At 73.4% G+C, this 26,576-nt stretch carries 26 protein-coding genes; 8 read left to right on the top strand and 18 right to left on the bottom strand.

The window, feature by feature from the left end:
• Nucleotides 1–24: 24 nt before the first annotated feature.
• The 9 genes from IRQ30_RS08575 to IRQ30_RS08535 all read right to left on the bottom strand — a co-directional run bounded on the left by IRQ30_RS08575 (nt 25) and on the right by IRQ30_RS08535 (nt 9,868).
• The gene (locus IRQ30_RS08575) at nt 25–420 is read right to left on the bottom strand and encodes a hypothetical protein (RefSeq protein ID WP_193612515.1); all 396 of its coding nucleotides are present in this window, start codon (nt 418–420) and stop codon (nt 25–27) included.
• Nucleotides 421–634: 214 nt separating this feature from the next.
• Nucleotides 635–1,474 carry a DUF1295 domain-containing protein gene (locus IRQ30_RS08570; protein WP_338089625.1) on the bottom strand — a complete coding sequence of 280 codons (840 nt, stop codon included), beginning with the start codon at nt 1,472–1,474 and terminating at the stop codon, nt 635–637.
• Complete coding sequence (locus IRQ30_RS08565; RefSeq protein ID WP_193612514.1) at nt 1,471–2,745, bottom strand: class I SAM-dependent methyltransferase; 1,275 nt, start codon at nt 2,743–2,745, stop codon at nt 1,471–1,473. The genes IRQ30_RS08570 and IRQ30_RS08565 overlap by 4 nt, the downstream gene beginning before the upstream one ends.
• Nucleotides 2,742–4,043, bottom strand: a complete 1,302-nt coding sequence (locus tag IRQ30_RS08560; RefSeq protein WP_193612513.1) for an SAM-dependent methyltransferase — start codon at nt 4,041–4,043, stop codon at nt 2,742–2,744. Before IRQ30_RS08560 ends, IRQ30_RS08565 begins: the two co-directional genes overlap by 4 nt.
• The gene (locus IRQ30_RS08555; RefSeq protein ID WP_193612512.1) at nt 4,040–6,079 is read right to left on the bottom strand and encodes an FAD-dependent oxidoreductase; all 2,040 of its coding nucleotides are present in this window, start codon (nt 6,077–6,079) and stop codon (nt 4,040–4,042) included. Before IRQ30_RS08555 ends, IRQ30_RS08560 begins: the two co-directional genes overlap by 4 nt.
• Nucleotides 6,079–6,861: an anti-sigma factor gene (locus IRQ30_RS08550; RefSeq protein ID WP_193612511.1), complete on the bottom strand. Its 783-nt coding sequence runs from the start codon at nt 6,859–6,861 to the stop codon at nt 6,079–6,081. Before IRQ30_RS08550 ends, IRQ30_RS08555 begins: the two co-directional genes overlap by 1 nt.
• Nucleotides 6,858–7,460 carry an ECF RNA polymerase sigma factor SigK gene (sigK, locus tag IRQ30_RS08545; RefSeq protein WP_193612510.1) on the bottom strand — a complete coding sequence of 201 codons (603 nt, stop codon included), beginning with the start codon at nt 7,458–7,460 and terminating at the stop codon, nt 6,858–6,860. Before sigK ends, IRQ30_RS08550 begins: the two co-directional genes overlap by 4 nt.
• 40 nt (nt 7,461–7,500) lie before the next feature.
• Complete coding sequence (locus IRQ30_RS08540) at nt 7,501–8,169, bottom strand: fasciclin domain-containing protein (protein WP_193612509.1); 669 nt, start codon at nt 8,167–8,169, stop codon at nt 7,501–7,503.
• Between the two features lie 112 nt (nt 8,170–8,281).
• Nucleotides 8,282–9,868 carry a molybdopterin-dependent oxidoreductase gene (locus IRQ30_RS08535; protein WP_193612508.1) on the bottom strand — a complete coding sequence of 529 codons (1,587 nt, stop codon included), beginning with the start codon at nt 9,866–9,868 and terminating at the stop codon, nt 8,282–8,284.
• Nucleotides 9,869–9,924: 56 nt separating this feature from the next.
• Between IRQ30_RS08535 and IRQ30_RS08530 the strand changes: the two genes are divergently transcribed.
• From IRQ30_RS08530 to IRQ30_RS08510, 5 genes are all read left to right on the top strand, one after another.
• Nucleotides 9,925–10,695 (top strand): enoyl-CoA hydratase family protein, encoded by a 771-nt coding sequence (locus IRQ30_RS08530; RefSeq protein ID WP_227467257.1) that lies wholly within the window; start codon nt 9,925–9,927, stop codon nt 10,693–10,695.
• Between the two features lie 329 nt (nt 10,696–11,024).
• Nucleotides 11,025–13,223 carry a HelD family protein gene (locus IRQ30_RS08525; protein WP_193607568.1) on the top strand — a complete coding sequence of 733 codons (2,199 nt, stop codon included), beginning with the start codon at nt 11,025–11,027 and terminating at the stop codon, nt 13,221–13,223.
• Between the two features lie 92 nt (nt 13,224–13,315).
• A complete protein-coding gene (locus tag IRQ30_RS08520) occupies nt 13,316–15,250 on the top strand; it encodes an anthranilate synthase family protein (RefSeq protein ID WP_193612506.1) in 1,935 nt (644 codons plus the stop codon).
• A gap of 9 nt (nt 15,251–15,259) precedes the next feature.
• A complete protein-coding gene (locus IRQ30_RS08515; protein WP_193612505.1) occupies nt 15,260–15,832 on the top strand; it encodes a glutamine amidotransferase-related protein in 573 nt (190 codons plus the stop codon).
• Between the two features lie 29 nt (nt 15,833–15,861).
• A complete protein-coding gene (locus IRQ30_RS08510; RefSeq protein ID WP_193612504.1) occupies nt 15,862–17,151 on the top strand; it encodes a chorismate-binding protein in 1,290 nt (429 codons plus the stop codon).
• A 242-nt stretch (nt 17,152–17,393) separates the two neighbouring features.
• Here IRQ30_RS08510 and IRQ30_RS08505 read toward each other — a convergent pair whose 3' ends face one another.
• The 4 genes from IRQ30_RS08505 to IRQ30_RS08490 form a co-directional block, all read right to left on the bottom strand.
• Nucleotides 17,394–17,927, bottom strand: coding sequence for a hypothetical protein (locus tag IRQ30_RS08505; RefSeq protein WP_193612503.1), 534 nt, complete (start codon nt 17,925–17,927; stop codon nt 17,394–17,396).
• On the bottom strand, nt 17,920–19,416 hold the full coding sequence (locus IRQ30_RS08500) for a HAMP domain-containing sensor histidine kinase (protein ID WP_193607563.1): 1,497 nt from the start codon (nt 19,414–19,416) through the stop codon (nt 17,920–17,922). Before IRQ30_RS08500 ends, IRQ30_RS08505 begins: the two co-directional genes overlap by 8 nt.
• Nucleotides 19,413–20,111, bottom strand: a complete 699-nt coding sequence (locus tag IRQ30_RS08495) for a response regulator (RefSeq protein ID WP_193612502.1) — start codon at nt 20,109–20,111, stop codon at nt 19,413–19,415. Before IRQ30_RS08495 ends, IRQ30_RS08500 begins: the two co-directional genes overlap by 4 nt.
• 138 nt (nt 20,112–20,249) lie before the next feature.
• Nucleotides 20,250–20,906 carry an FMN-dependent NADH-azoreductase gene (locus IRQ30_RS08490; RefSeq protein ID WP_193612501.1) on the bottom strand — a complete coding sequence of 219 codons (657 nt, stop codon included), beginning with the start codon at nt 20,904–20,906 and terminating at the stop codon, nt 20,250–20,252.
• 107 nt (nt 20,907–21,013) lie between these two features.
• Between IRQ30_RS08490 and IRQ30_RS08485 the strand changes: the two genes are divergently transcribed.
• Both IRQ30_RS08485 and IRQ30_RS23315 read left to right on the top strand, forming a co-directional pair.
• Complete coding sequence (locus tag IRQ30_RS08485; RefSeq protein ID WP_193612500.1) at nt 21,014–21,535, top strand: MarR family winged helix-turn-helix transcriptional regulator; 522 nt, start codon at nt 21,014–21,016, stop codon at nt 21,533–21,535.
• A gap of 145 nt (nt 21,536–21,680) precedes the next feature.
• Nucleotides 21,681–22,031: a DivIVA domain-containing protein gene (locus IRQ30_RS23315; protein ID WP_227467256.1), complete on the top strand. Its 351-nt coding sequence runs from the start codon at nt 21,681–21,683 to the stop codon at nt 22,029–22,031.
• Nucleotides 22,032–22,222: 191 nt separating this feature from the next.
• On the opposite strand, the gene IRQ30_RS08470 is transcribed toward IRQ30_RS23315, so the two are convergent.
• From IRQ30_RS08470 to IRQ30_RS08455, 4 genes are read right to left on the bottom strand one after another with little or no spacing between them, the layout of a single operon-like run.
• Nucleotides 22,223–23,080 (bottom strand): fructosamine kinase family protein, encoded by an 858-nt coding sequence (locus tag IRQ30_RS08470; protein WP_193612499.1) that lies wholly within the window; start codon nt 23,078–23,080, stop codon nt 22,223–22,225.
• Nucleotides 23,077–23,595 (bottom strand): low molecular weight protein-tyrosine-phosphatase, encoded by a 519-nt coding sequence (locus IRQ30_RS08465; protein ID WP_338089624.1) that lies wholly within the window; start codon nt 23,593–23,595, stop codon nt 23,077–23,079. Before IRQ30_RS08465 ends, IRQ30_RS08470 begins: the two co-directional genes overlap by 4 nt.
• Nucleotides 23,592–23,990, bottom strand: a complete 399-nt coding sequence (locus IRQ30_RS08460; protein WP_193612498.1) for a phage holin family protein — start codon at nt 23,988–23,990, stop codon at nt 23,592–23,594. The genes IRQ30_RS08465 and IRQ30_RS08460 overlap by 4 nt, the downstream gene beginning before the upstream one ends.
• An 18-nt stretch (nt 23,991–24,008) precedes the next feature.
• Nucleotides 24,009–24,680 carry a GntR family transcriptional regulator gene (locus IRQ30_RS08455; RefSeq protein WP_193612497.1) on the bottom strand — a complete coding sequence of 224 codons (672 nt, stop codon included), beginning with the start codon at nt 24,678–24,680 and terminating at the stop codon, nt 24,009–24,011.
• Between the two features lie 116 nt (nt 24,681–24,796).
• Here IRQ30_RS08455 and IRQ30_RS08450 point away from each other — a divergent pair, with 116 nt between their 5' ends.
• Nucleotides 24,797–25,795 carry a dimethylarginine dimethylaminohydrolase family protein gene (locus tag IRQ30_RS08450; protein WP_227467254.1) on the top strand — a complete coding sequence of 333 codons (999 nt, stop codon included), beginning with the start codon at nt 24,797–24,799 and terminating at the stop codon, nt 25,793–25,795.
• A 16-nt stretch (nt 25,796–25,811) separates the two neighbouring features.
• On the opposite strand, the gene IRQ30_RS08445 is transcribed toward IRQ30_RS08450, so the two are convergent.
• Nucleotides 25,812–26,576, bottom strand: a 765-nt coding sequence (locus IRQ30_RS08445; protein ID WP_193612496.1) for a carotenoid oxygenase family protein, incomplete at its 5' end; no start/stop codon positions are given.

The raw sequence follows: 26,576 nt of genomic DNA, 5'->3' as shown, positions 1-26,576 counted from the left end.
GGCGGCCGTCGGTGCGGGGCTCGCTCAGCAGTAGAGCGTGATGGTGGGCTGGGTGAAGTCGTTGATCTTGTACCAGCCGCTCGTCTGCCCGTTGCCGGTCCCGCCGTAGCCGACGCAGCCGGACGGGATGTAGTAGCCGTCCACGTCGATGCCGGTGTTGTTGCCGCCGGTGCCCCGGCCGGGGGCCAGGGAGCCGGAGGAGACCGGGGTCCCGCTCGTGGTCCAGTTGAGGGTGTACTGCAGGGGCTTCGCCCGCGGCGAGGCGGGCGAGTTGGTCACGCCGCCGCAGTACTGGATCCCGCTGCCGTTGGTGCAGGACCCGGCGCTCGCGGAGGTGGCGGTGCCGCCGACGACGGCGGCGGTCGCGGCCGTGAGCAGCGCCGCGGTCGTCGCGGTGCGGGTCAGCAGAATGCTCTTCATGGTGGATCTCCTGTCCGAGAGGAGCCGCCCACCGAGGCGGGCGGCGGGACGGTGGACGTCCCGAGAAGAGCGAAACGCACGCTCCGGGCGTGGCGGCACCAACAAAATCGCGCCGATCGGTCCCCGCAGGAGAGTTGGGCTGGTCGCCACCTCCACGACACCTGCTGGTCGCGAGCCGAGGCCCGCTGGAGTCGGGCAGGCTTCTGACAGAGCCTCAGCCGGCGCGGACCGCGCGGCGGGCGCCGCCGGGCCGGCGGCGCGGCGGGCGCGGGAGGAACATCGAGGTGCGGGCGGCGTACGCCGGGTAGCCCTCGCGCTTCATCATCGTCTGCTCGAGCAGCCGGGCGCCGGTGGCGAAGACCAGGAAGTAGGTCATGGCCACGGGAGCCAGGACCGTGGCGAGCCCGACCTGCCAGCCGGAGCCGAGCCCGGCCATGAGCCAGAGACCCCACCAGACACAGGCGTCGCCGAAGTAGTTGGGGTGGCGCGTGTAGCGCCACAGGCCGCGGTCCATCACCGGCGGACGCTGCGGGTCGCTCTTGTACGCCGCGAGCTGGGCGTCGCCGACGGTCTCGAAGACCAGGCCGACGGCCCATAGCGCGGCGCCGGCGCCCACGAGCCACCAGGTCCAGACCTCGGAGACCGCGCCCACCTGGACCGGCAGCGAGATGAACCAGAGCGCGGCTCCCTGCACGAGGAACACCTTGCGCACGGCGACGGCGAGGCCGACGTCCTCGAGCGTGCCGCCGAGGAGCTTCTCGTAGCGCGGGTCCTCGCCGTGGCCGACGGCCCGGCGGCGGATGTGCCAGGCCAAGCGGAGCCCCCAGGCCGCCACGAGGCCCAGCACGAGCCACCGCCGGAGCGCGTCGGCGTCCCCGTCGTCGACGAGGCCACCGACGACCGCGGAGACCGCGGCCACCAGGACGAACCCGAGCCCCCACGCGACGTCGACGACGGCGACCCTGCCGAGCCGCCGCGCCAGCAGCGCCGTGAGGAGCATGAGCAGCGCGGCCGTCCCGAGAGCGGTCGCGCTGACAACCAGGATGTCGCTCACCAGTGACGCTGCCACGGCAGCGTGTGGGCGGCGCCGGGACGGACCAGGAGGACCTGGTCGACGCCCATGCGCCCGTCGCGGAAGGCCATGGCGCCGCCGACGAGGTAGAGCCGCCAGACGCGCACGACCTCCTCGCCCACGAGCTCGGTGAGGCGCTCGACGTTGCTCTCGAAGCGCCGCAGCCACCCGGCCACCGTGAGCACGTAGTGCTCCCGCAGCGCGTGCACGTCGCGGGCCTCGAGACCCGAGCCCTCCAGCAGCGCGACGGTCTCGCCGACGGGGCGCATGTGCATGTCGGGCGCGATGAACGACTCGATGAACGGCCCGCCGCCGGGCCAGGCGCCGGTGCGCGACATCTGCTGCACCAGCACGCGCCCGCCGGGACGCACCGAGCGGTGCAGGACCTCGGCGTACGTCGGGTAGTTGTCCTGCCCGACGTGCTCGCCCATCTCCAGCGACGACACGGCGTCGAAGTGGTCGCGCTCGGGCACCTCGCGGTAGTCCTGCAGACGGATCTCCACCCGGTCCTGGAGGCCGCGCTCGGCGATCCGGGCGTCGATGAAGCGCTTCTGCTCGGCCGCGATCGTGACGCCGGTGACCTGGGCGCCGAAGTGCTCCGCGGCGTGCAGGGACAGCGAGCCCCAGCCGCAGCCGACGTCGAGCAGGCGCATGCCGGGCTCCAGGCCGAGCTTGCGGCACACGAGCGACAGCTTCTCCGACTGCGCCTCCTCGAGCGACACGTCGGGCGTGACGTGGTAGCCGCACGAGTAGGCCATGCTCGGGTCGAGGATCAGCGAGTAGAACTCGTTCGACAGGTCGTAGTGGTGGCTGATCGACCGTCGGTCTCGCAGGGGGCTGTGCAAGCGGCCGCGGATGCGGGCCTGCGAGGCTGGAGCAGCGGGTGGACGACCGAGCGCACCGATCCCCATGACGGTGCGTACGGCGCGCGCGAGCGCGCCGATGCTCGGCCGCCCACCGCTCAGTCCCCGGTCGCGAGCGACCGAGAACGCATGGGTGAGGGCGGCGTCGAGGTCCCAGCCTCCGACCTCGTGGACCTCGAGCTCCCCCGTGACGTAGGCCTGCGCGGCCCCGAGCTCTCCGGGGTGCCGCAGCAGGCGGCGTACGGCGGACGGCGAGCGGAGCTCGACGAGAGGGGCGTCGACGGGGCCGGCCTCCGAGCCGTCCCAGGCGCGCAGGCGGACCGGCAGCTCGCCGCCGACGAACGGCGCGACGGCCGCGGCCAGGCGCGGCGCGACGGCGGTCGTGCTCACACGCTGTCCGTGGGGCGGGTGAACGTCAGCTGGTTGACGTCGAGGTACGCCGCGGCGAAGCCGGCGCGGGAGTACTCCAGGTAGAAGTGCCACATCCGCAGGAAGGTCCCGTCGAAGCCGAGGCCCAGGATGCGCTGCGAGGCGGCCAGGAAGGCCTCGTCCCACAGGCGCAGCGTCTCGGCGTAGTGGGCGCCGAAGGACAGCCGCCCGGTCAGCGCCAGCGTGGTGTGGTCGTCGGTGATCTCGTCGAGCACCTGCACGGAGGGCAGGAAGCCGCCGGGGAAGATGTACTTGTTGATCCAGGTGTAGGTGCGCCGGGTGGCGAGCATCCGGTCGTGCGGCATCGTGATCGCCTGGATGACGACGCGTCCGCCGGGCGCGAGCACCCGGTCGATGGTCTGGAAGTAGGTCTGCCAGTACTCCCAGCCGACCGCCTCGATCATCTCCACCGACACCACCGCGTCGTAGGAGCCGTCGACGGCGCGGTAGTCGCACAGGTCGACCGAGACCAGCTCGCTGAGGCCGGCGGCGGCCACGCGCTGACGCGCGAGCGCCTGCTGCTCGGTGGACAGGGTGATCGTGCGCACCGTCGCGCCGCGCGAGGCGGCGCGGATGGCGAGCTCGCCCCAGCCCGAGCCGATCTCGAGGACGCGGCTGCCGGGGCCCACGTGAGCCTCGTCGAGCATCCGCTCGATCTTGTGGATCTGGGCGTCGTGCAGGCCGGCGGACACCGGGGCGTCGTACGGCGCGGTGGCCTGGAGGTGGTCACCGCGGTCGACGACCTCGGAGGGGAAGAGCGCCGAGGAGTAGCTCAGCGAGCTGTCGAGGAACTGCTCGAACAGGTCGTTGGAGAGGTCGTAGTGGTGCGCGATGTTGTCGCGCGTGTTGTGCTCGGTGTTGCGGTGCAGGCTGGGCGGTCGGGCGACGATTGCGGCCCGCAGTCGCTGCAGGCTCTGGGGCACGAGGTCGGAGACCTCCGCTGCCAGCACCGTGAGGAAGGCGCCGAGGTCGCCGGGCTCGCGGGTGTCCCACGCGCCGGTGAGGTAGGCCTCGCCGAAGCCGATCAGCTGGTGGCGCCCGATGCGGGCGTAGAACTCGTCGGGCCGGTGGATGACGGCGACGGGACCACCCTTGCCGAACGTCTCGTCGCCGGCGACGACGGTGACGTCGAGGCGGTCGATCGCGGCGCGGAAGAGGCGCTTGGCCACGCGTGCGGAGACCGCGGCGCGGGGGCCGGAGGGGACGACGGCGAGGCCGGGCCAGCTGTCGACGGCCGGGCGTGCGGGAGTCAGCGTCATCGCGAGACTCCTTCCTGGTGGTGCGGTGGACGAGGACGGATCGGCAGGCGGCGCAGCCAGAGCCACACGCCGTGGGCGCGGATCAGGACCGAGCCGCGCAGCGCTGCGGGTGCCGCGCGCCAGGGGCTCGCCGAGGACCGGCGCCCGGAGAGCGACGCCGAGAACACGGCGCCGTCGTCGCTGTGCAGCGTGACGGCGACCTGCAGGCTGCGGCCCGGGACGGGCACGGCCAGCTCGTAGGTGCCGTCGGTGCCGTGGAACGGCGAGACGTACATGGCCTTGGGGGTCGAGGTGCGGCCCTGGGCGTCGGGGTGGACCAGGTAGGCGTGCCGGTCGCCGTAGGTGTTGTGCACCTCGACGACGGTGGCGGCGAGCTCGCCGGCGGCGTCCCAGCACCAGAAGACGGTGATCGGGTTGAAGCAGTAGCCGAACGCGCGGGCGTGGGCGGCCATGAGGATGCGGCCGCCGTCGAGCCGGACGTCGTGGGCGGCCAGGAAGGCCTCCACGTTGGCGCGGATGCTCCGGTCGGCGTCGCCGAGGTGGTCGCGCGCCTCGAAGCTGCCCAGCACGCCGTGGTCGGGGAGCCGGTCGAGGTCGACCAGCCAGGTGCGCGAGCGGTGCTCGAAGGTGCGGGCGAACGGCGCGCGCCGGGTGTGCCGGATGGTCGTGTCGTAGACCTGCCCGTCCGCGACGTCGGGGCCGGCGACGGTCAGCTCGGCGGGCGCCACCCAGCCGAAGCCGAGCCGCTCGGCGGCGGCGAGACCCGAGCGCGCGCCGTCCTCGTGGAAGCCCCAGCCGTGGTAGGCGCCGGCGAACGCGACCCGGTCGGTGTCGATCTCCGGCAGCCGCTGCTGGGCGGCCACGGACGTCGGGTTGTAGAGCGGGTGCTCGTACTCCATGCGGTCGATGACCGTCGTGGGGTCGATGAGGTGCTCACCGCCGAGCGTGACGAGGTAGTGGACGTCGGTGTCGAGGCGCTGCAGCCGGGTCAGGTCGTAGGTGACGAGCACGCCGTTCTCCCCGGTGGCCCGGTCGTCGGCGGTGCGGCGGTGGTTCCACGAGGCCCACGTGCTCGGGTTGCGCGGGAGCAGCGAGGTGTCGGTGTGCAGGACGGCCACGTTGGGCTCGTAGGGCATCGCGCCCAGCACGTCGCGCTGCGCGGGCGTGGGCTCGGCCAGCATCGAGAGCGCCTGCGCCGGGTGCGCGGCGACCACGACGGCGTCGTAGGTGGTGACGGTGCCGTTGCCGTCGGTGACCTCGACGCCGTCGGGCGTCTCGAGGAGCGAGGTGACCTTGGTGCCGGTGCGCACGTGCGCGCCTCGCTCGACCAGCCGGGCGGCGAGGCGACCGACGTACTCGTGCGAGCCGCCGGTGACCGTGCGCCACGGCGGCGACCCGAAGACCGCGAGCATGCCGTGGTGGTCGAGGAACCGGAAGAGGTAGCGCGCGGGGTAGTCCAGGGAGACCGCGGGGTCGCAGGACCACACGGCGGCGACGAGCGGCTCCATGAAGTGTCGGGTGAAGTACGGCGTGAACCCGCCGTCGGCCAGGAAGGCACGCAGCGTCGTGTCGGTGGCCTCGGTGGCCTCGGTGGCCTCGGGACCCTCGGCCGCCAGCAGCCGGCGGGCTCGCCGGTGGAAGCGCGGGATCTCGGTGAGCATCCGCAGGTAGCGGCGGTCGGCGAGGTGTCGGGCGGAGGGGAACACGCCGTGCCGGCCGAGCGCGCCGGCCCACTCCAGCCCGGTGCCGTCGTCGCGGATCGACATCGACATCTCCGACTCCTGCGTCGCGACGCCGAGCTCGGCGAACATCCGCAGGAGCACCGGGTAGGTGCGCTCGTTGTGCACGATGAAGCCGGTGTCGATCGCGAGCTCGCGGTCGCCCTCGCTCACGCGATGGGTGTCGGCGTGGCCCCCGAGCCGGTCGTCGGCCTCGAAGAGCGTGACCTCGGCCGAGCCGGAGGCGACGTACGCCGCGGTGAGTCCGGACACGCCGGATCCCACCACCGCGACGCGGTGGCGGTCCCTGCGGGTCATCAGACTTGCTCGAACGGGAAGGTCATGATCGGCTCGGTGGTCGGCTCCTCGGAGCCTCCCGCAGGCTCGATCGTGATGCCGGCGGCCTCGGCGGTGGAGGGGTCGCCCTCCAGCAGCAGGGTGCCGGACTCGCCGTCCATCACCCCGGCCGGGACCATCCGTCCGTCGTGCTGCAGCCACAGCTCGTAGACCTGCTCGTCGGTGAGCTCGGGCATGCCCTCGGCGGTGACGACCGCCCGGTTGAGCTTCTCGGAGCGGGTCAGCGTCACCTTCGCGCCGTCGTCCATGCGCTGCTCCCACGACTCGGCGTCGGGGGCGGCGAGCACCTGGTCGACCGCCGACGGCGGCTGCGAGGTCTCGTCCTTCCAGGGCTGGGAGGCGACGACGCCGCCCAGGCCGAGCACCGCGGCGACCGAGGCCGCGGCGACGAGGGCGGGGAAGCGGCGGCGGGTGCGCCGGCTCCCCGACGCCTCCGACGACGCCGGCGTCCCCAGTGCGTCGGCGTCGGAGGAGACGACGGGAGTCAGGGGGGCGGACGCGGGGGAGGTGAGGGGCGGCAGGGGGCGCACGGTGTCGATGCCGGCGAGCACCCGGTCGCGCAGCCCGGCGGGCGGCTCCTGCTGCACGGCCTCGGCCAGCAACGCCGTCGCTTCGCGCAGGCTCCGGACCTCGGCCCGGCACGCCTCGCACTCGGCGAGGTGCCGCTCGAACTGGGCGCGCTCGATGTCGTCGAGCGCGTCGACGGCGTAGGCACCCGAGAGCGCGTGGATGTCGCTGCTCATGTTCCTACCCCCATCGTGTCGCGCAGCCTGATCAGGCCGTCGCGGATCCGTGTCTTGGCCGTGCCGACCGGGAGGTCGAGCATGGTGGCCACTTCCGTGTGCGTGTAGCCGCCGAAGTAGGCGAGCTCCAGGGCCTCGCGCTGCACGTCGGTGAGACTCTGCAGCGCGTCCCTGACCCGCCTGGCCTCCAGGGAGGCGTGGGCGGCGTCGGCGGTGGTGTCGTGGTCCACCGCCTGGTTCTGCACGTGGTACGTCGTGTCCCGTCGGGTGGAGGCCTCGGCCGAGCGGACCCGGTCGACGGCCTTGCGGTGCACGATGGTGAGGATCCAGGCCATGGGGCTCCCGAGCGCGCTGTCGAAGCGGCTCGCGGTCCGCCACAGCTCCAGCAGCGCCTCCTGCGTGACCTCCTCGGCCTGCGCCGGGTCACGCACGACCCGCAGCGCGAGCCCGTAGGCGCGTGCGGCGACGGCGTCGTACAGCTGGGCGAATGCTGCCTGGTCCCCGCGGGCGGAGAGCTTCAGCAGGTCGCCGAGGTCCGGCACCGCCGGTGCCCCCTCCCAGGAGGGGACACCGGCGATGGCGGGTCCGGTCGGGTCCATGGAACAGATCCTCGCGCTCAGACCGTCTCTTGGGAAACGGTCACTTCGCGCCGGCCATCACCTGGTCGATGATGTAGACCGTGGCGTTGGCGGTGGGGACGTTGCCGCAGATGACGTTGGCGGTGGCCACGCCGTCCGTGACGGTCATGCCGGTCTCGTCGCCCTCGACGGTCAGCGTGTCCTTGTTGACGGTGGTCTGCTCGCCGACGACGGCCGTCGGGTCCAGCTTCCCGGCCACCACGTGGTGGGTCAGGATCTTGGTGAGCATGGCCTTGTCGGCCAGGATCGCGTTGAGCTGGTCCTCGGGGATCGCGGCGAACGCGTCGTTGACCGGGGCGAAGACCGTGGCCTCGGGCAGGTCGTTCAGGGTGCCGGCGAGGCCGGCCTCGCCGACCGCGGTGACCAGGGTCGAGAGCAGCGGGTTGTTGCTGGCGGCGGTGGCGACCGGGTCCTTGACCATGCCGTCGAAGGAGCCGGCACCCGAGGTCGGCACGGCGGCGCAGCCGTCGCCGAACGGGCCGTCGGCGGCGGGCTCGGCCGGGGTGGACTCCTCCGAGGCGGACTCCGAGGGCGTCGACTCGGCGGAGCTGGAGGAGTCGTCGGAGCCCGAGCTGGACTCCTCGTCCCCGCCACAGGCAGCGAGCGAGAGCGACAGGGCGATCGCCGCGGCGGCGATGCCGCCGGTGCGGCTGAGGGTCTGGAGCTTCATGATGTCGTGCCTTCCGTTGGGGTGTCGTGCTCTTGGTCTGACAGTGGTTCGGTGCTGCCGGGGATCCGGATTGGTGCGCGCCGAAGGTTTTCGGTGACCTGGCTCACGCGGCCTACGCCACGGACACGAGGAACTCGTGGATGCCGCTGGAGCCGCCCGGGAACGGCTCGGCGGTCGCCGCGGTCTGCACCTCGCCGTCGCCGCTGGTGACGCGTGCGGCGATCGTGTGCTGGCCCGGCTCGGCGTCCCAGCGGTAGACCCACTGGCGCCAGTAGTCGTTGCCGCCGTCAGGGCCGAGCTCGGCCGGCTTCCAGGGCCCGCCGTCCACCCGGACCTCGACCTTCGCGACGCCGTCCTTCTGCTGGGCCCAGGCCACGCCGCCGATGAGGTTCTCGCCCTTCGGCAGCTCGTCGAGGGCGTTGGGGGTGTCGATGCGGGCCGAGATCTTGATCGGGGCGTCGGTGTCCCAGTCCTTGTCGGTCCAGTACGCCGACTTCTCGGCGTACGTCGTCAGCGTGAGCCGCGTGACCCACTTCGTGGCACTGATGAACCCGTAGAGGCCCGGGATCACGAGGCGGGCCGGGAAGCCGTTGGCGCGGGGCAGGCCGGCGCCGTTCATCCCGATCGCCACCATCGCGTCGCGGCCGTCGGTGGCCAGGTCGAGCGGGGTGCTGATCGTCATCCCCTCGAAGTCGGTGCTGAGGATCTGGTCGGCCTTGCTGCCCACCCCGGCCATGTCGAGCAGGTCGGTGAGCCGCACCCCGGTCCAGCGGGCGGCGCCGACGTAGGGCCCTCCGACGCTGTTGGACACGCAGGTGAGGGTGATGTCGCGCTCGATGAGGTCCATCTCGAGCAGGTCGTCGAAGCTGAACGTGAGCTCCTCGTCGACGTCGCCGTCGATGGTCAGCGACCAGTCGTCGGCGCTGATGACCGGGGTGTCCAGGCGGGTGTCGACCCGGTAGAAGTCCTTGGTCGGCGTGCGGAACGACGTCAGTCCGGGCACGTCGCCCTCGATGCCCCTCGGCAGCGGCGGCGCCGGGTCCGCGGCGGCCGGGAGGTCGATGTCCTCGGGGCGGCTGCGCAGCCGGCCGATGACGCGGCCCGCGCCGCCCATGACGGCGGTCGCGGCGGCGATCACGCCCAGCGCCACCAGGACGCCGCGCCGGCTGGCGCGGTGCTGGGAGCGTCCCGAGTGCTCGGAGGGCCCGGATCGCTGGGCGTCGGAGCCGAGGGTGAGGCGCTCGCCCCCGGAGGAGTCCCGCAGGACGGCGCCGGTGCGGTGCGCCCGGTCCAGCCACCACAGGGCGGCCACGCCGGCCACGGCCGTGAGCAGGCTGGGCACCAGGTCCAGCGCGTCGGAGGCCGGGCGGGTCATCGCGGCACCGGCCGCGATGGCCACGAGGACCACGAGCATCCCCGCGCCCACGACGAGCCGGCGGCGGGCGAGGAGCCCGGCCACCGCGGCCAGCAGCAGCACGACGAGCAGCACGGACCCGACCAGGATGATCTTGTCGTTGCTCCCGAACTGCTGGATCGCCCACTCCTTCATCGGCGTGGGCGTCAGGTCGATGACCGTCGAGCCCACCGCCAGCACGGGGGAGGAGGCGGGGTTGAGGAGCGACGCGACCAGGTGGCCCGTCGCCACCCCCAGCAGGGCGGCCATCAGGCCGAAGAGGGCGTAGAGCAGTCGGGTGCGCATGGAGAGGTGTTCGTCACCGTGCCGCTTCCGGATGGGGGTGCGGCAGGATGACCGCCATGTCGAACGTCACCCCCGCCCCCGACGAGCTGGTCCACTACGAGGTCGCCGAGGGCGTCGCGACCATCACCCTGGACTCGCCCCACAACCGCAACGCCCTGTCGCAGCAGCTCATCGTCGAGCTCTTCGCGCACCTCGAGGCCGCCGACGGCGACCCCGACGTGCGCGTTGTCGTGCTCCAGGCGACCGGACGGGTGTTCTGCTCGGGCGCCGACCTCTCCGAGGCGGCCTCGGGCGGCATGGAGGAGGGCGCGAAGGTGCTCGTGGAGATGCAGCGCCAGATCGTGACTCTGCGCAAGCCCGTGGTCACGCGGCTGCAGGGCGCGGTGCGCGCCGGCGGCATCGGCCTCGTGGCCGCCTCCGACATCGTCGTCGCGGCCGACGAGGCCAGCTTCGCGCTCACCGAGGTCAAGCTCGGGCTCACGCCGGCCGTCATCTCGCTCACCGTCCTTCCCCGTCTCACCTCGCGCGCCGCGGCCCTCACGTTCCTCACCGGGGAGGCGTTCACCGCAGCGCAGGCCGTCGACATGGGCCTGGTCACGCGCTCGGTGCCGGCCGACGAGCTGGACGCGGCCGTCGCCGAGGTCGTCGCCTCCCTGGTGACGGGATCGCCGCAGGGCCTGCGCGAGACCAAGCGCCTGCTGGCCACCGACCTGCTGGAGCGCATCACCGCTCGCGGCGACGAGATGGCCGCCCTCAGCGCCTCGCTCTTCGCCTCCGACGAGGCCCGCGAGGCGATGCTCGCCTTCCTCTCCCGCAAGAGGTCCTGACGAGAGCACGCGTGTTGACCGAACGTGGGTGAACCGTGGATGCGCCGTGACCCGGCCGTGGGGTGTTCCTGCGTAGCGTGAGTCGGGTCGGAGGTGAGGGAGCCTCTGGCGACGGGACACGGAGCCGAGGGTCTGGGGGGATCACGGAGACCGGTCCCGACGAACGGCGGAGGCCCCGCTCGAGGCGCACCTGGGACGCGCCGCGAGCGGGGCCTCCGCTGTCTCTCCCGAACCCCCTGCTGCGACCGCCGGGCGGCGTATAGGCTTGAGAACTTGCCCGCCGGCACCCCGGTGGGTCCGGGCCGTCGGGTGCTGAGGGGACACGTTCGTTGACTGAGGAGCTGGCCGAGCGCGAGATCGCTCGCGAGCAGGACTTCGTGGACCGCGTCTACGTGCAGCTGCAGGACTCCGCCACGGCGGCGCGCGCCCTGGCGCGCGAGGGCCACGACCGTGGCCGGCTGGGCCACGAGGGCGGTCTCGTCGAGCGCGACGCGATGGTCTTCCAGGCGGCCAAGAGGATCGCCCAGCTCGACGCCGCCCACGAGGGACTGGTCTTCGGCCGCCTCGACCTGCGCCACGAGCTCGACACCCAACCCCGCTACATCGGCCGCATCGGCCTGCGCGACGCCGACCGCGACTCGCTGCTGATCGACTGGCGAGCGCCGGCCGCGGCGGTGTTCTACCAGGCCACGGCCGCCGAGCCGCACCAGGTCGTACGCCGCCGGGTGCTGCGCTGCACCGGTCCGCGCGTCGTCGGGGTCGAGGACGAGCTGCTCGACTCCGAGGCCCACGCCGACCTCGAGGCCGAAGGCGTCGAGCTGCCCATCGTCGGCGAGGGCGCGCTCATGGCCCAGCTCTCGCGGGCCCGCGACCGGTCGATGCACTCGATCGTCGCCACCATCCAGGCCGAGCAGGACAAGGCCATCCGCGCCCCGGGCAAGGGCGTGGTCTCCATCTCCGGCGGGCCGGGCACCGGCAAGACCGTCGTCGCGCTGCACCGCGCGGCGTTCCTGCTCTACAACGACCGTCGCCGCTACGAGTCCGGCGGCGTGCTCATCGTCGGCCCCAGCGGCGTCTTCATGCGCTACATCGGCCGCGTGCTGCCGAGCCTCGGCGAGACCGCCGTCGCGCTGCGCTCGCTGGGCGAGGTCGTGGACGGCGTGCGCGCCACCCGCCACGACGAGCCGGCGGTCGCCGACGTCAAGGGCTCCGCACGGATGGCCGAGGTGCTGCGCCGCACCGCCCGCCAGCAAGCGCCCGGCAGCCCCACGGACCTGCGGATCTTCTGGCGCGACGACACCATCGTCCTGGACCGCGGCGTGCTCGGGCGGGTCCGTCGCCAGCTGATGAGCCAGGGCCGCCGCAACAAGCAGGTCACCCGTGTCGCGCCGACCCTGCTGGACGCCATGTGGCGCCAGGTGCGCGGCGAGCGCGGTCGCGACCGCGGCCGCGAGGCGTTCGACGAGGAGATGCTCTCGGACTCCCGGTTCGTCGACTTCGCGGTGAGCTGGTGGCCGCCGCTGGACGCGCCGCACGTGCTGACCTGGCTGCGCGACCCCGAGCTGCTGGCCCGGGTGAGCGAGGGCGTGCTGTCCTCGGAGGAGCAGCGGCTGCTCACCAAGTCGTGGAGCGGCGACGGCTCGCTGTCCGTCGAGGACGTGCCGCTGCTCGACGAGCTGCGCTACGCGCTGGGCGACGTCCCCGCGAAGGCCGACGACGAGCGCGACGACCCGCTGGCGCTGGTCGAGGGCGGCGTCGACATGCAGGAGCTGACCACCGCGTCCGACCGCGAGTACGCGCCGACCGGTCGCGCCTGGACCCCCCCGACCCACCGCATCGAGGACGACGGGTTCGCCCACGTGCTCGTCGACGAGGCCCAGGACCTCACGCCGATGGCGTGGCGCATGGTCGGCCGGCGCGGTCGCGCCGCGTCGTGGACGATCGTCGGCGACCCGGCGCAGTCCTCGTGGCCGGTGCCGGAGGAGTCCGCCGCGGCGCGGGCCGAGGCCCTCCAGGGCAAGGCGCTGCACGAGTTCCACCTCTCGACCAACTACCGCAACTCCTCCGAGATCTACGAGTACGCCGCCGCCTACGCCGAGCGCGTCGGGCTCGACGCCGACCTGCCGACCGCCGTGCGCTCGACGGGCGTCGAGCCGGTCGAGGTCACCGGCGTCACCGACCTCGAGGCCGCGACCCGCGCCGCCGTGGTCGAGGTGGCCGGCCAGGTCGGCGGCACCGTCGGCATCGTCGTCCCCGCCGCCCGCCGCTCCGAGGTCAACGCCTGGCTGGCCGGCTGGCCCGAGCTCGCCGAGGACGCCCCCGGCGCCCGCGCGGCCGTCGACTCCTCGGTCGCCCCCTCGGGCACCGACCGGGTCGTGGTCCTCACCGGACTGGACACCAAGGGTCTGGAGTTCGACGGGATCGTGGTCGTGCGCCCGCAGGAGATCGAGGACGAGTCCGCCACCGGTCGTGCCACCCTCTACGTCGTCCTCACCCGCGCCACCCAGCTCCTCACCACCATCAGCTGACGCGACCCCGGCGGTCGAGCGCCAAGGCGCCTTCCTCAACCACCGGACGGGACGGCGCAGGCCGTGGAGCACGCGACAACTAGGCTTCGGGCATGCCTGAGACCTCCGCCGCCCGGGACGCCATCGCCGCGCTCCAGGGGCACGAGGCGTGGGCGATCATCCGCCGCTCCACGCGGGCGGGCGACCGCGACACGGTCGGCCTGGTGGGCGGCCGGCGGAGCGTGGTCGAGTCGCTGCTCGACGTACCCCTCGCCGAGGGCGTCCCCGCCGACGGCCACATCGCCGACCGGCTGCTGGCGGTGCCGTTCCGGCAGGTGGCCGAGCGCGGCTTCGAGGCCCACGACGACGGCACGCCGCTGGTGGTGGTCGACGTCGACACCGAGCTGGAGTTCTCCGTCGCCGAGGTGGTCGCGGCGATCGACGAGGTGCCCGTGGAGTTCACCGACCGCGGGGGCTTCGAGACCGGCGACGAGGAGTACGGCGAGCTGGTCTCGGCGATCATCGACGACGAGATCGGCCAGGGCGAGGGCGCCAACCTGGTCATCGGGCGCCACTACCGCGCGCAGGTCGCCGACTGGGGGCCCGAGGTCGCGCTCACGGTCCTGAAGAACCTCCTCGAGCGCGAGCGCGGCGCCTACTGGACCTACCTGTTCTTCACCGGCGACCGCTACCTCATCGGCGCCAGCCCCGAGCGGCACGTGACGATCCACGGCGGCGACGTCCGGATGAACCCCATCAGCGGCACCTTCCGCATCCCCCGCTCCGGCGAGGGGGTCGCGCCGATCCGCGAGCAGCTCCTCGACTTCCTCCACGACGAGAAGGAGATCTACGAGCTCTTCATGGTCGTCGACGAGGAGCTCAAGATGATGTGCGACATCTGCCACGAGGGTGGCCAGGTGCTCGGCCCGTTCCTCAAGCCGATGACGCACCTGATCCACACCGAGTACCTCCTGGCCGGACGCACCGACCGTGACGTGCGCGAGGTCCTGCGCGACACCATGTACGCCGCCACGGTCACCGGCAGCCCGGTGGAGAACGCCTGCCGCCTGATCAAGCAGTACGAGACCGAGGGCCGCGGCTACTACGGCGCCGCGCTGGCGATCCTCGGCCGCGACGCCACGGGCGGCCCGGTCGTCGACAGCCCGATCGTCATCCGCTCCGCCGACGTCGGCCTCGACGGCAGCCTCAAGGTGACCGCCGGCGCGACGCTCGTGCGTGACTCGGACCCGGCGTACGAGGTGGCCGAGACGCACGCCAAGGCCGCCGGCATCCTGCGGGCCTTCGGGCTGGTGCCGGCCGCGCCGGTGCCCGACGTCAACCTCGCCGAGCTCGTCAACGACGAGGACGTGCTGCTGACGCTCAACGCGCGCAACCGCCGGCTGAGCCGCTTCTGGCTGACCGACCAGGCGGGCGCGCCGCCGGACCCCCGGCTTGCCGGCCGGAGCGTCGTGATCCTCGACGGCGAGGACGACTTCGTGAACATGCTGCGTCACGTGCTCGGCGTGCTGGGGCTGACGAGCACCGTCGTCCGGCACGAGGACTACGTCGCCGGCTGCCTGGACGGCTTCGACCTGGTGATCGTCGGGCCCGGTCCCGGCGACCCGCGCGACGACGACGACCCCAAGATGCTGCGGCTGCGCGAGGCCGTGGCCGCGCTGCTGGCCGACCAGCGACCGTTCCTGGCGGTGTGCCTGGGTCACCAGGCGCTGTGCCACGAGCTCGGGATCCCGCTCGCCTACAAGGACATCGTCTTCCAGGGCACCCAGTCGCCGGTCGTCGTCAACGGCCGCACCGAGCGGGTCGGCTTCTACAACACCTTCGTCGGCCGCCCGGGCGACCGGCCGCTGCCCGACGGGGTGTCGGTCGACGCCGACCCGGACACCGGCGACGTCAACGTGCTGACCGGTCCGCACTACCGGGGCATCCAGTTCCACGCGGAGTCGATCCTCACCGAGCGCGGCTACGACCTGCTGCACGAGCTCGTGGCGGGCCTGCTGCTCGACGGCCCGCGCCCCGCCGCGGACTAGGTTGGCCGGGTGGCCACCCCGGACGTCGTCGTGGTCGACCACCACGACTCCTACACGTTCAACCTCGTCCACCTCGTCGCCGAGGTGACCGGCGTGCTGCCGCGGGTGGTCCAGCACGACGAGGTCGCGGTGGAGGACGTCCTCGCCCACTCCCACGTCGTGCTCTCGCCCGGCCCCGGTCGCCCCGACGCCGCGACCGACTTCGCCGTCGGGCGCGAGGTGCTGCTGGCCGCGACCCGTCCGGTGCTCGGCGTCTGCCTGGGCATGCAGGGCCTCGTCACGACGTACGGCGGTCGGGTCGACCGGGTGCCGCCGGGTCACGGCGTGACCGCGGTCGTGCGCCACGACGGCGACGGTCTCTTCGCCGGGGTGCCCGACGGGTTCCAGGCGGTCCGCTACCACTCGCTGGCCGCGCTCGAGCTGCCCGACTGCCTGCGGCGCACGGCCGTCGACGAGGTCAGCGGCGTCACGATGGCCGTCGCCCACCACGACCTGCCGCTGGTGGGCGTGCAGTTCCACCCCGAGTCGGTGCTCTCCCAGCACGGCGCCGCGCTGGTCGCAAACTTCCTCGGCCCGTGGTGAGCCCGTCGTGAGCCCGGCGTGAGCCCGTCGTGAGCACAGCGGGGCAGGACCCGGTCGCGTACTTCCGCGAGGTCGCCGCGAGCCACCCGCGCTGCTTCTGGCTCGACGGCGGCGGCGCGCGCGAGTGGTCGGGCCGGCGCTCGCTCATCGGCTGGCTCGACGCCGACGACGTCTCGCTGTCCTACTCCGCGGCCCGCCGCGAGGTCACCCGGCACGCCGGCGGCCGCGCGGAGGTCGTGGGCGACGACGTCTTCGCGGTGCTCGAGGCCGAGCTCGCGTCCGGCGCGCCGACCGACCAGTGGTTCGGCTACCTCGGCTACGCGAGCCGCCCCGACCTCCCCGCCGCGCTGCCGTCGGCCGGCGCGATGCCCGACGCCGTCTGGATGCGGCCGCGGCAGGTGCGCCTGTTCGAGCATCCGGTGGCGGCAGTGGGTGGGGACGGGTCGGCGGGTCGTGTGCCGCAGGCAGCGCCCGGGCGCGGTGCCCGGCAGACGACCCACCCGCCGACCCCCGACTACGCCGCGGCGTTCGACCGGGTCCAGGAGGAGCTGCACGCCGGCAACTCCTACGAGGTCAACCTCACCTACCGCCGCGAGACCACCAGCGCCCTCGACCCCGTCGCCGCCTACCTCAGGCTGCGCGAGCTCAACCCAGCGCCGTACGCCGGGTTCCTCCAGCACGACGTCGACGGCGCGCGCGGGTGGCTGCTGAGCTCCTCGCCGGAGCGCTACGCGCTGGTCACCTCCGACCGCACCCTGGAGACCAAGCCGATCAAGGGCACCACGCCCCGCGGCGACACCCCCGAGCAGGACGAGCGACACCGGCACGCGCTGGTGAGCGACGCGCGGTTCCGCGCCGAGAACCTGATGATCGTCGACCTGCTGCGCAACGACCTGGCGATGGTCTGCGACCCGGGCACCGTGCAGGTGCCCGCCCTGATGGAGGTGGAGTCCTACGCCACCGTCCACCAGCTCGTCTCGACGGTGCGCGGTCACCTGTCCGACGGCGTCTCCACGGTCGCGGCGCTGCGCGCGCTCTTCCCCGCCGGCTCCATGACCGGGGCGCCCAAGCTCCGCACCATGCAGATCATCGAGGCGGTCGAGTCCTCCCCGCGCGGCGCCTACGCCGGAGCGTTCGGCTGGGTCGCCGCCGACGGCCGCGCCGACCTCGGCGTGGTGATCCGCTCCCTCACCACGACCGGCGACGGCCGCTACCTGCTCGGCACCGGCGGCGGCATCACCGTCCAGTCCGACGTCGCCTCCGAGCACGCCGAGGCCACCCTCAAGGCCGAGCGCCTCCTCGCCGCCCTCGCCGACTGACGCGCGGCAGCGGGGGGCGTCAGGTCCCACGCGCCCCAAGATTCACCGGCTGACCGGCGAAACTGGAGCCTCCGGGCTGAAGTTCCACCCCAGAAGCGGGGGGTTTGGGGGGGGGCCCGGGGGCCCCACCCCCCCCGCCCCCGGCCGCCCCCCCCCCCCCGCCCCCCGCCCCGGGGCTTCTGTCCCCCCCCCCACGCGGTTGTTGCGCCGGCCCCCCGCCCAACCCCCCGCGCCGCGCAGCGTCACTCCACCTGCTCCGCGACCGCATGCGCGGAGAAGGCGGCCAGCACCCGGCGGATGCCGCGCACGCCCGCGGCGCGGTCGAACGGCGCCGGGTCGACGAGGTTGACGGTCTGGATCAGGTCGCCGTTCTGCACGAAGCCGCTGATGAGCAGCGACTTCGTCTCCGCGTTGACCACCAGCCGCGCGTCGTCGGCGCCGGCGACATCCACGACGAGCGTCTCGCCGGCCAGGGGACCCATGCCGGAGAACACGGCGTCGAGCCCGGAGGGGAAGACCTGGTAGTTGGCCTCGAGCGCCGGCCCGCCCTCCTCGGCGGGCGTGAGCACGCAGCGCAGGTCGCCCTCCTCGCCGTCGTCGATCGTGAACGTCGTGCCGAACGCCTGCTGCGCCTGCGCGGGGGTGATGCCGTCGCAGGGGTTCCAGACGGGGGCGGGGTCGCCGTGCGGCTTGGGGGGCGGGTCGTCGCCCGAGCAGGCGGTGAGCGCGGCGCAGAGCAGCAGCGCGACCGCCGCGGCGCTTCGGCGGTCAGGCATGGACGTCGACCCTCGGTGCGGGAGGCGCCGGCGGCGCGGGGACGTCGGAGCCCGGCAGCCGCAGGATCAGCCGCGCCCCACCGGAGGGCGAGACGGTCGCCTCGACCGAGCCGGAGTGGCGCTCGGCCACCTGCCGGACGATGGACAGGCCCAGGCCGGAGCCCGGGAGCCCGCGCGACTCCTCGGCGCGCCAGAACCGGTCGAACACGTGCGGCCGGTCGGCCTCCTCGATGCCCGGGCCCTCGTCGTCGACGGTCAGCACCCCGTGGGCGAGTCGCACCCGCACCCGGCCCTCGGGCGGGCTCCACTTGGCGGCGTTGTCGAGCAGGTTGGTCACCGCGCGCTCCAGGCCGCCGGCCTCGCCGACCACCCACCACGGCGCGGCGTCGACGTCGAAGGCCAGCGACGGCGCTCGCAGCCGCACGCGGCTTACCGCGTGGTCGACGATGCCGGTGAGGTCGACCGGCTCGACGACCAGCGCCAGCGGCTCGTCGCGGGCCAGCTCGACCAGGTCGCCGATCAGCGTCGTGAGCTCCTCGATCTGGGCACGGATGTCCTCGAGCAGCTCCTCGCGCGCCTGCGCCGGCAGGTCCGGTCCGTCGGGGGAGGAGGCCTGGGTGAGCAGGTCGACGTTGGTGCGCAGCGACGTCAGCGGCGTCCGCAGCTCGTGCCCGGCATCCGCCACGAGCTGGCGCTGGCGGTCGCGGGAGGCGCCGAGCGCGAGCAGCATCTGGTTGAACGCCGACGCCAGCCGGGCGATCTCGTCGTCGCCCTCGACCGGCAGCGGGGTGAGGTCCTCGGTGCGGGCGATGTGCTCGACCGAGCGGGTCAGTCGCCGCACCGGGCGCAGCCCGTTGCGGGCCACGCCCCAGCCGGCCATGCCCGCCGCCAGCACCCCCAGCAGGCCGAACGTCGCCATCACGACGCCCAGCTTGGTCAGCACCCGCTGCTGGCCCTCGAGCGACTGGGCGATCACCAGCGCCTGCCCGTCGCCGTACGGCACCGTCACCGCGCGGTACTCGCTGTCGCCGCCGATCACGGTGCGCACGCTGGACTTCGCGTCTCCGCGCGCCACCGCCAGCTCGGGGCCGCCGAGGCGGGGCGCGTCGTCGAGCTGCTCGGGACGGTACGGCGCGCTGCCGTCGGCGAAGACGACCGCGATCCGCAGGTCGGTGGCCAGCACCGCCCAGGCCGGCAGCTCGTCGCCCGTGCGCCGGTCGATCAGGGTGGGGGCCTTCGTGGTCTGGTAGGCGCGCTCCTTGAGCGTGTCGTCCAGGGTCGACTGCAGCTGCATGCGCACGGTGACGTAGGCGCCGGCGGCGAGGAACGCGACGGTGAGGCCGACCGCCATCGTCGTCAGCAGCGTCACCCGGCTCGCCAGCGAGCGGCGGTAGTGGAACCACCCCTCGTCGGGTGACTGCTTGCTCTCCTGCTTCGGCTCGGGCCCGGAGGCCGCGACGTCGCGGGGAGGGGGACTGCCGGTCGTCATGACTCCTTCAGCACGTAGCCCACGCCGCGCACGGTGTGGATCAGCCGCGGCTCGCCCTCGGCCTCGGTCTTGCGGCGCAGGTAGCCGACGTAGACCTCCAGCGAGTTGGCGGTCGTCGGGAAGTCGTAGCCCCAGACCTCCTCCAGGATGAACGAGCGCTCCAGCACCCGGCGCGGGCGCCGCAGGAACATCTCGAGCAGCGTGAACTCGGTGCGGGTGAGCTCCATCGCGCGCGTGCCGCGCAGGACCTCGCGGGTGGCGACGTTCATGGTGAGGTCGGCGAAGGAAAGGGTCTCGTCGGGGGCGTCCTCGTCCTGGACGACGCGGCGCAGCAGCGCGCGCAGGCGGGCGAGGAGCTCCTGGAGGGCGAACGGCTTGGTGAGGTAGTCGTCGGCGCCGGCGTCGAGGCCCTCGACCCGGTCGCCCACGGCGTCGCGGGCGGTCAGGACCAGGATCGGCACGGAGTTGCCCGCGGTGCGCAGCGCGCGCGTCGTCTCGAGGCCGTCGAGGCGCGGCATCATCACGTCCATCACCACGACGTCGGGGTGCACGCCCGCGATGCCGGCCAGCGCCTCGGCGCCGTCGGCGGCGAGGTGCACGTCGTAGCCGTTGAACTCCAGCGAGCGCCGCAGCGACTCGCGCACGGCGCGGTCGTCCTCGACGACGAGGACGCGCGGCTTGGGGACGGGAGGCACGCCCTTACTGTGCCAGGAGTGCCTGAGCCGCGACTGAGAGTGGACCGACTTCGTCGCTCCATTGGGAGTACTCGCTTCGCTCGTACTCCCCCGCCCGCCCCCTCAGGTGACCCCTCAGGCGACCCGTCAGGCGACCCGTCAGGCGCTGCGGCGCAGCGAGCCGGCCAGGGACCGGCCGTGCTCGGAGGCCAGGCTGGCCGCGTCGGAGCGGATCTTCTCGGCGAGGTCGGCGAACTGGTCGAGCGCCGGGTTCACGCCCACCAGGGAGAACTCCTCCTCGACGGCGTGCAGCTCCAGGCCCCAGACGTCCTCGAGGATCCGGCGCATCCAGCCGGTGGCGTGGTCCCAGCCCTCGCGCGGCGTGCCCGCGCCGTAGGCGCCGCCGCGCACGGTCGCGAGCACGGCGGGCTTGCCGGCGATGGCCGACTCGGCGCCCGCGGCCATGCGCGGGTCGGTGATGACCAGGTCGACGTAGGACTTGAAGTGCTGGGAGACGCCGAAGTTGTAGAGCGGTACGGCGAACAGCAGCGCGTCCGCGGCCACCAGCTCGTCGACCAGGCCGGCGGCGATCGTCGCGGCGTCGGCCTGGGCGGGCGTGCGCTCCTCGGGGGCGACGTAGGCGCCGGACACGGCGTCGGCCCAGGCGGTGGCGGGCAGCGGGTCGGTGCCCAGGTGGCGGCGGACGACCTCGTCGCCCGGGTGCGCCTGGGTCCACTCGTGCTCGACCAGGTCGCCGAGGGCGCGGCTGTGCGAGCCCTCTACTCGGATGCTGGCGTCGAGACGGAACAGGGTCATGGGAGTCTCCTCGGTAAATGATTCAAGCTTGAAATAACGGTAGCATGAAAACTTCAAGGTTGAAACGAATCGGGCGGTACGATCACGGCGACGGAGCGGGAGGTGACATGGACGACGACGCGCAGCCGCGCTGGCTCTCCGAGGAGGAGCAGCTGGCCTGGGTGGGGGTGACCGCGATGATGTGGCTGCTCCCCGGGTCGCTCGACGCCCAGCTCCACCGCGACAGCGGGCTCAACCTCTTCGACTACTTCGTGCTCAGCTCGCTCTCGCAGGCCGAGGGCCGGCAGCGGCGGATGAGCGACCTCGCCGCCCAGTCCAACGCCAGCCCGTCACGGCTGTCCAACGCCGTCGGCCGGCTCGAGGCGCAGGGCTGGCTCACCCGCCATCCCCACGAGCAGGACCGGCGTAGCACCGTCGCGACCCTCACCGACGCCGGCTACGACAAGGTGGTGGCGTCCGCGCCGGGCCACGCGGCCGAGGTGCGCCGGCTGCTGATCGACGGCCGCAGCGAGGCCGAGCTCGCCGCCCTGCGCGACGTCGGCGCGTCGGTGGCCCGCGCGGTGCTGGGCGAGCGCTGCGCCGAGACCGTGATGCCCCCCGCCGCCCGCGGCGACGCCCCCGACTGCTGACCTCCGCCCTGCGTCGGTCCGGGCGGTGGCAGGGATATCAGCAGATGCTGAAAACCCCTCGCCTCTGGGCCAGAACAACGGCCCGGAAGCGAGGGGAAATGCCCAGAACCTCCGCCCGGGCGGCGCCGGGTGACAGGCTGGGGCCATGGCACTGAGCCCCCACGACATCGAGAGCCAGCGGTTCACCCCCGTGCGGCTGCGCCACGGCTACGAGATGAGCGCGGTGGACGAGCTCCTCGACGAGGCCTGCGTCGCGCACACGGCGCTCATCCAGGAGAACGACGACCTGGAGGCGCGCCTGGTCGACCCGCGCGAGGTGCCCGGTGGGCCGGCGACCATGCGCGTCATGCGGCCCGAGGCCGTGCGCGAGGCCCGCTTCGAGCAGGTGCGCTGGCGCGAGGGCTACGACATCGGCGAGGTCGACGACTTCCTGGCCGCCGTCGAGGCGAGCCTGCGCGAGCTGCACCAGCGCAACGACGCGCTCCACCGCGGCTGAGCTCGGGCAGGTTTTTCAGCAGATGCTGAAAAACCTGACGTTCTGGGGCGAAACAACGGCCCAGAAGCGCAGGGAAACGCCCAGAACCTCCGGCCGACCGATCTCGACCTCGACCTCGACCTCGACCTCGGCCCGGCCTCGACCCGGTCGCGCCCGGGCCGCCTCGGACGCGCTCTGCGCGCGGTCGCCGCTCAGACGTAGCGGGCCGCGGTCTCCGCGGCGCGGGCGCCGTAGCCGCCGCCGAAGAGGCAGGCGTGCACGAGCAGCGGGAAGACCTGGTGCAGCCCGAGCCGGTCCTCCCAGCCGTCGGCGAGCGGGGCGGCCTCGTCGTAGGCATCCAGCACCCGCGGCAGGTGGGGCAGGCCGAACATCGCCAGCATCCCCAGGTCGACCTCGCGGTGACCGCCGTACGCCGCCGGGTCGATCACCCACACCTGGCCGTCCTGGCCCCACAGGACGTTGCCGTTCCACAGGTCGCCGTGCACGCGGGCGGGGGGCTCGTCGGGGAGCAGGTCGGTGAGCCGGCCCACGAGCGACTCGACGGTCGCGGCCTCGGTGTCGGTGACGGCGCCGCGGTCGCGCGCGAGCTTGAGGTAGGGCAGCACCCGGCGCACGGCGTAGAACTCCGCCCACGTCGGGGCGGTCCGGTTGGGCAGGGGCAGCCGGCCGATGAAGCCGTCGGCCTCGGCGCCGAATCGCGGGGCGCCGGCGGCGTGCGTCGCGGCGAGCGCGCGACCGAACGCCGCGGCGGACTCGACGCCGTTGCGGCCGGACTCGACCCAGCGCAGGACCAGGCAGTCCGCGTCGACGGCGAGCACCTCGGGCACGTGGACCCCGCCGGACTCGGCCAGCCAACGCAGGCCGGCCGCCTCGGTCACGAAGAACCGCTCCGGGGCGTTCGAGAGGGTCTTCATCAGGGCGGTGGTGCCGTCGGAGAGCCGCAGCTTGGTGGCCGTCGAGATGTCGCCGCCCGCGACCGGGGCGGTGGCGACGACGGAGGAGCCGAGCAGCTCCTCGGCGCGGCGGGCGACCAGCGGCTGGCGGGTCACTGCCGGTCGAGCTCGTCGGTGAGGGCGCGCACGAGCGCGTCGGTGGTGCGCTCCACCATCGCGAGCACCTCCTCGAAGCCGGCGTCCCCACCGTAGTACGGGTCGGGCACCTCGCCGCCGGGATCGACCGGGTCGAGGCTGCGGAACAGCATGGCGCGCTCGGGCTCCGGGGTCGACCCGCGCAGCTCGCGGACGTCGGCGAGGTTGGCGGAGTCCATGGCCAGCAGCAGGTCGAAGCGCTCGAACCACGTGGCGTCCAGCGTCTGCGCGCGGTGTCGCGTCGGGTCGTAGCCCGCCGCCTGCAGCGTCGCCGCGGCGCGCGGGTCCATCGGGTGGCCGACGTGCCAGTCGCCGGTGCCGCAGCTGGCCACCGAGACCCGGTCCTCCAGACCGGCGCGGGCCAACCGCTCCTGCAGCACGACGTCGGCCATCGGCGAGCGGCAGATGTTGCCCAGGCAGACCAGCGCGACGGCGTACGAGCCGGGCGCGCGGGCCGGCGGGACCGGGGCGCTCACCGCTTCTCGTCGGGGCGGCCGATGACGCCGTCGACGATCCAGGTGACCAGCGTGATCACGATCGCGCCGCCGACGGCCGGCCAGAAGCCGGTGACCTCGAAGCCGATGCCGAGCCCGTCGGCCAGCCAGCCGGTGAGCATCAGCATCACGGCGTTGATCACCAGCAGGAACAGGCCCAGCGTGACGATGATGAACGGGATCGAGAGCACGGTGAGCACCGGCTTCACGAACGACGAGATGACGCCCAGGATCAGCGCCACCAGCAGCAGCGGCAGCAGCTTGTCCTGGATCTCCTCGGTGCCCGAGTCGGGTCCGGTGAAGCGGATGCCGTCGATCAGCCACGCGGCGGTGGCGAGGGCGATCGCGGTCGTCAGGAGCCAGGTCAGGAAGCGCACGGAGGCCAGTCTGACAGGTCAGCCGAGTCCGAGCGCCTCGATGATCGCGACCTCGGCGTCCTCGAGGTGGCGCCGCAGGAACTCCTCGGCGCCGTCGACGTCGCCGTCGTCGAGGAGCTGGACCAGGGCGGCGTGGGAGTCGGCCTGGTCGTGGGCGTTGCGGCGGATCCGGTCGACCTGGGCGAGCGCCAGCTTCAGCTCGACGACGAGGTTGTCGGCCATCTGGACCAGTCGCTCGCTGCCCGTGAGCCCGACCAGGGAGACGTGGAAGGCGAGGTGGCGCTCGTTGAGCTGCTGGTACGACGCGCCCTCGCGGACCGCCGCGATGTAGTCGGCCAGGCTGCGGTGCACGTGGGCCCGCTGGCCGACGGTGGCCTCGGCCCAGCGTCGTACGCCGGCGCCCTCGAGGACCCACCGCGCGGCGCAGACGTCGCGCACCGAGTCGGCCTGCGGCGTGGACACGCTCACGCCGCGGTGCGGCTCGCGGGTGGCGATGCCCTCGGCCACCAGGATCGTGAGTGCCTCGCGGACCGTGGGCCGCGAGACGCCGAGCGACGCGGCGAGCGCCACCTCGCGCAGGTTGGTGCCGGACTCCAGCTCGCCGTCGAAGATCGCGCGCCGCAGCTCGTCGGCCGCCCGGTCGACCGTGGAGGCGTGCTCCAGGTGCAGGGTCGAGAACGGCTCGGGCATGCCAGTCATTGTGCGGCATCACACCGCGCCGATGGTGGTGCGCGCGGCCGGTGGTTGCCCTACACTGGGAATGTCAGATTGTCTGACAATCCTTCGAGCGAGATGGGGTGACGGCGTTGACCGAGTCCGCTGAGCTGGTACGAGAGCAGGACACGCACCTGGGCACGGTTCCCGAGACGGGCGCCGACACCGGCCCGACCGTCCTGGCCGGGGGTCCGGCCACCGAGCTGGCATGGGGCCGCCACTACGTCGCCGTCGAGCCGTCGCACTTCCGCATCGACTACGCGATCAACCCGTTCATGGACCCCGAGGTCCAGCCCGACCCGGCCCTCGCCATGGAGCAGTGGCAGACGATGGTCGCCACCCTGCGCGGGCTGGGCGCCACCGTCGACGTCCTGCCGCAGCGCGCCGACGCCCCCGACATGGTCTACGCGATGAACCTCGGCCTCGGCCTGGTCCGCCCCGGCGGCGAGCGCCACGTCGTGATGTCGCACATGCGCTACCCCCAGCGCCGCATGGAGACCGGCTCCGCGCAGGAGTGGTTCGCCGGCAGCGGCGCCACCACGTCGTACGTCGGTCGCGACGGCGTCGGCGCCCACCTCGAGGCCGGCGACGCGTTCGCGTTCGGCGACGCGCTCGTGGTCGGCTACGGCCCCCGCACCGAGGAGCTCGCGCTCAAGCACCTCGCGCTGGAGCTCGGCGTGCGGGTGCGCGGGCTGCGGATCACCCACCCCGGGATGTACCACCTCGACCTCGCCTTCTGCCCGCTCGACGAGCGCCGCGCGATGGTCTGCCCGGCCGCGCTCGACGCACCGTCGGCCCGCGCACTGATGGAGCTGGTGCCCGAGGCGCTGGTGCTCACCGAGGAGGAGGCGCTGACGACGTTCGCCGCCAACTCCGTCGTCGTCGGCCGCACCGTCGTCATGCCGGCCTGCCCCGACCGCGTCCGTGCGCAGCTGGAGGCGTGGGGCTTCGACGTGGTCATCGTCGACGTGTCGGAGTTCCACCTCGGCGGCGGCTCGATCCGCTGCCTCACCAACCCCGTCGACATCACCCTCGGCCGCGACCTCCCGGTCCTGCCCCGGGGCGAGGTCGTGCTGCCGCCGCTCGACTGACCGGCCACCTGACCGGCTAGCTGCCCGCGGCCGGCGCCCAGCTGCCGTGGAACCCCGCCGGCACGCGTCCGGGGAGGTGGACGGCGGCGACGTCTTCGAGGGTCTGCGCGTCGAGGAGGACCAGGTCGCTGAGACCGGTGGGGCGGTCGTGGACGTAGCCCATGATCACGCCGGCCCCCTCGGCCGCGTCGTGCGCGTGGGGCACGAAGCAGAACTCGCCGACCTCCTTGCCCGCGCCGAGGCGGCGCGCCATGGTCGAGCCGGCGTGGACGTCGTGCTTGAGGACCACGTCCCCGGAGGCGACGCCGTCGAAGCCGACCGACCAGCCGTAGCGGTGGCAGGCGCCGGTCAGGCGCTCGTCGTGGCGCGGGAACTCCTGGCTGTGCTCGTCGTAGCGGTGCTCGCGCACCGTGCCCGCGACCGTGTCGACGGTGAAGCGCACGAGCGAGGACAGCCCCTCGTGGGGTCCGGTGAAGTCGGTGGCGAACATCCGCTCGTGGCGCACCGCGTCGATCACCACGAGGTCGCCGTCCTCGTAGGCGTTGAGCGTGTGGAAGACGTAGCAGGGGTCGATCTCGAACCACCGCACGTCCGCACTCGTGCCCTCGCGCGGCAGCAGGCCGATCCGCGCGGGGTAGTCGGCGTCCCAGGAGTACGGCAGCCGGCTGGGCTCGCCGCGCCCGCGCGCCGCCGTCTCGACCACCGGGTCGGGTGCGGCGTCGCGGCCGAGCGCGCGGTTGCGCGCCGTCTCGGCCGCGCGGCGCACCGGACGCGGCGGGTC

It is taken from the genome of Nocardioides lijunqiniae, from assembly GCF_015024225.1.
Lineage (GTDB): Bacteria > Actinomycetota > Actinomycetes > Propionibacteriales > Nocardioidaceae > Nocardioides > Nocardioides lijunqiniae.
Note: the sequence above shows the minus strand (reverse complement) of the source record. Positions and strands in the feature narration are given on the sequence as shown.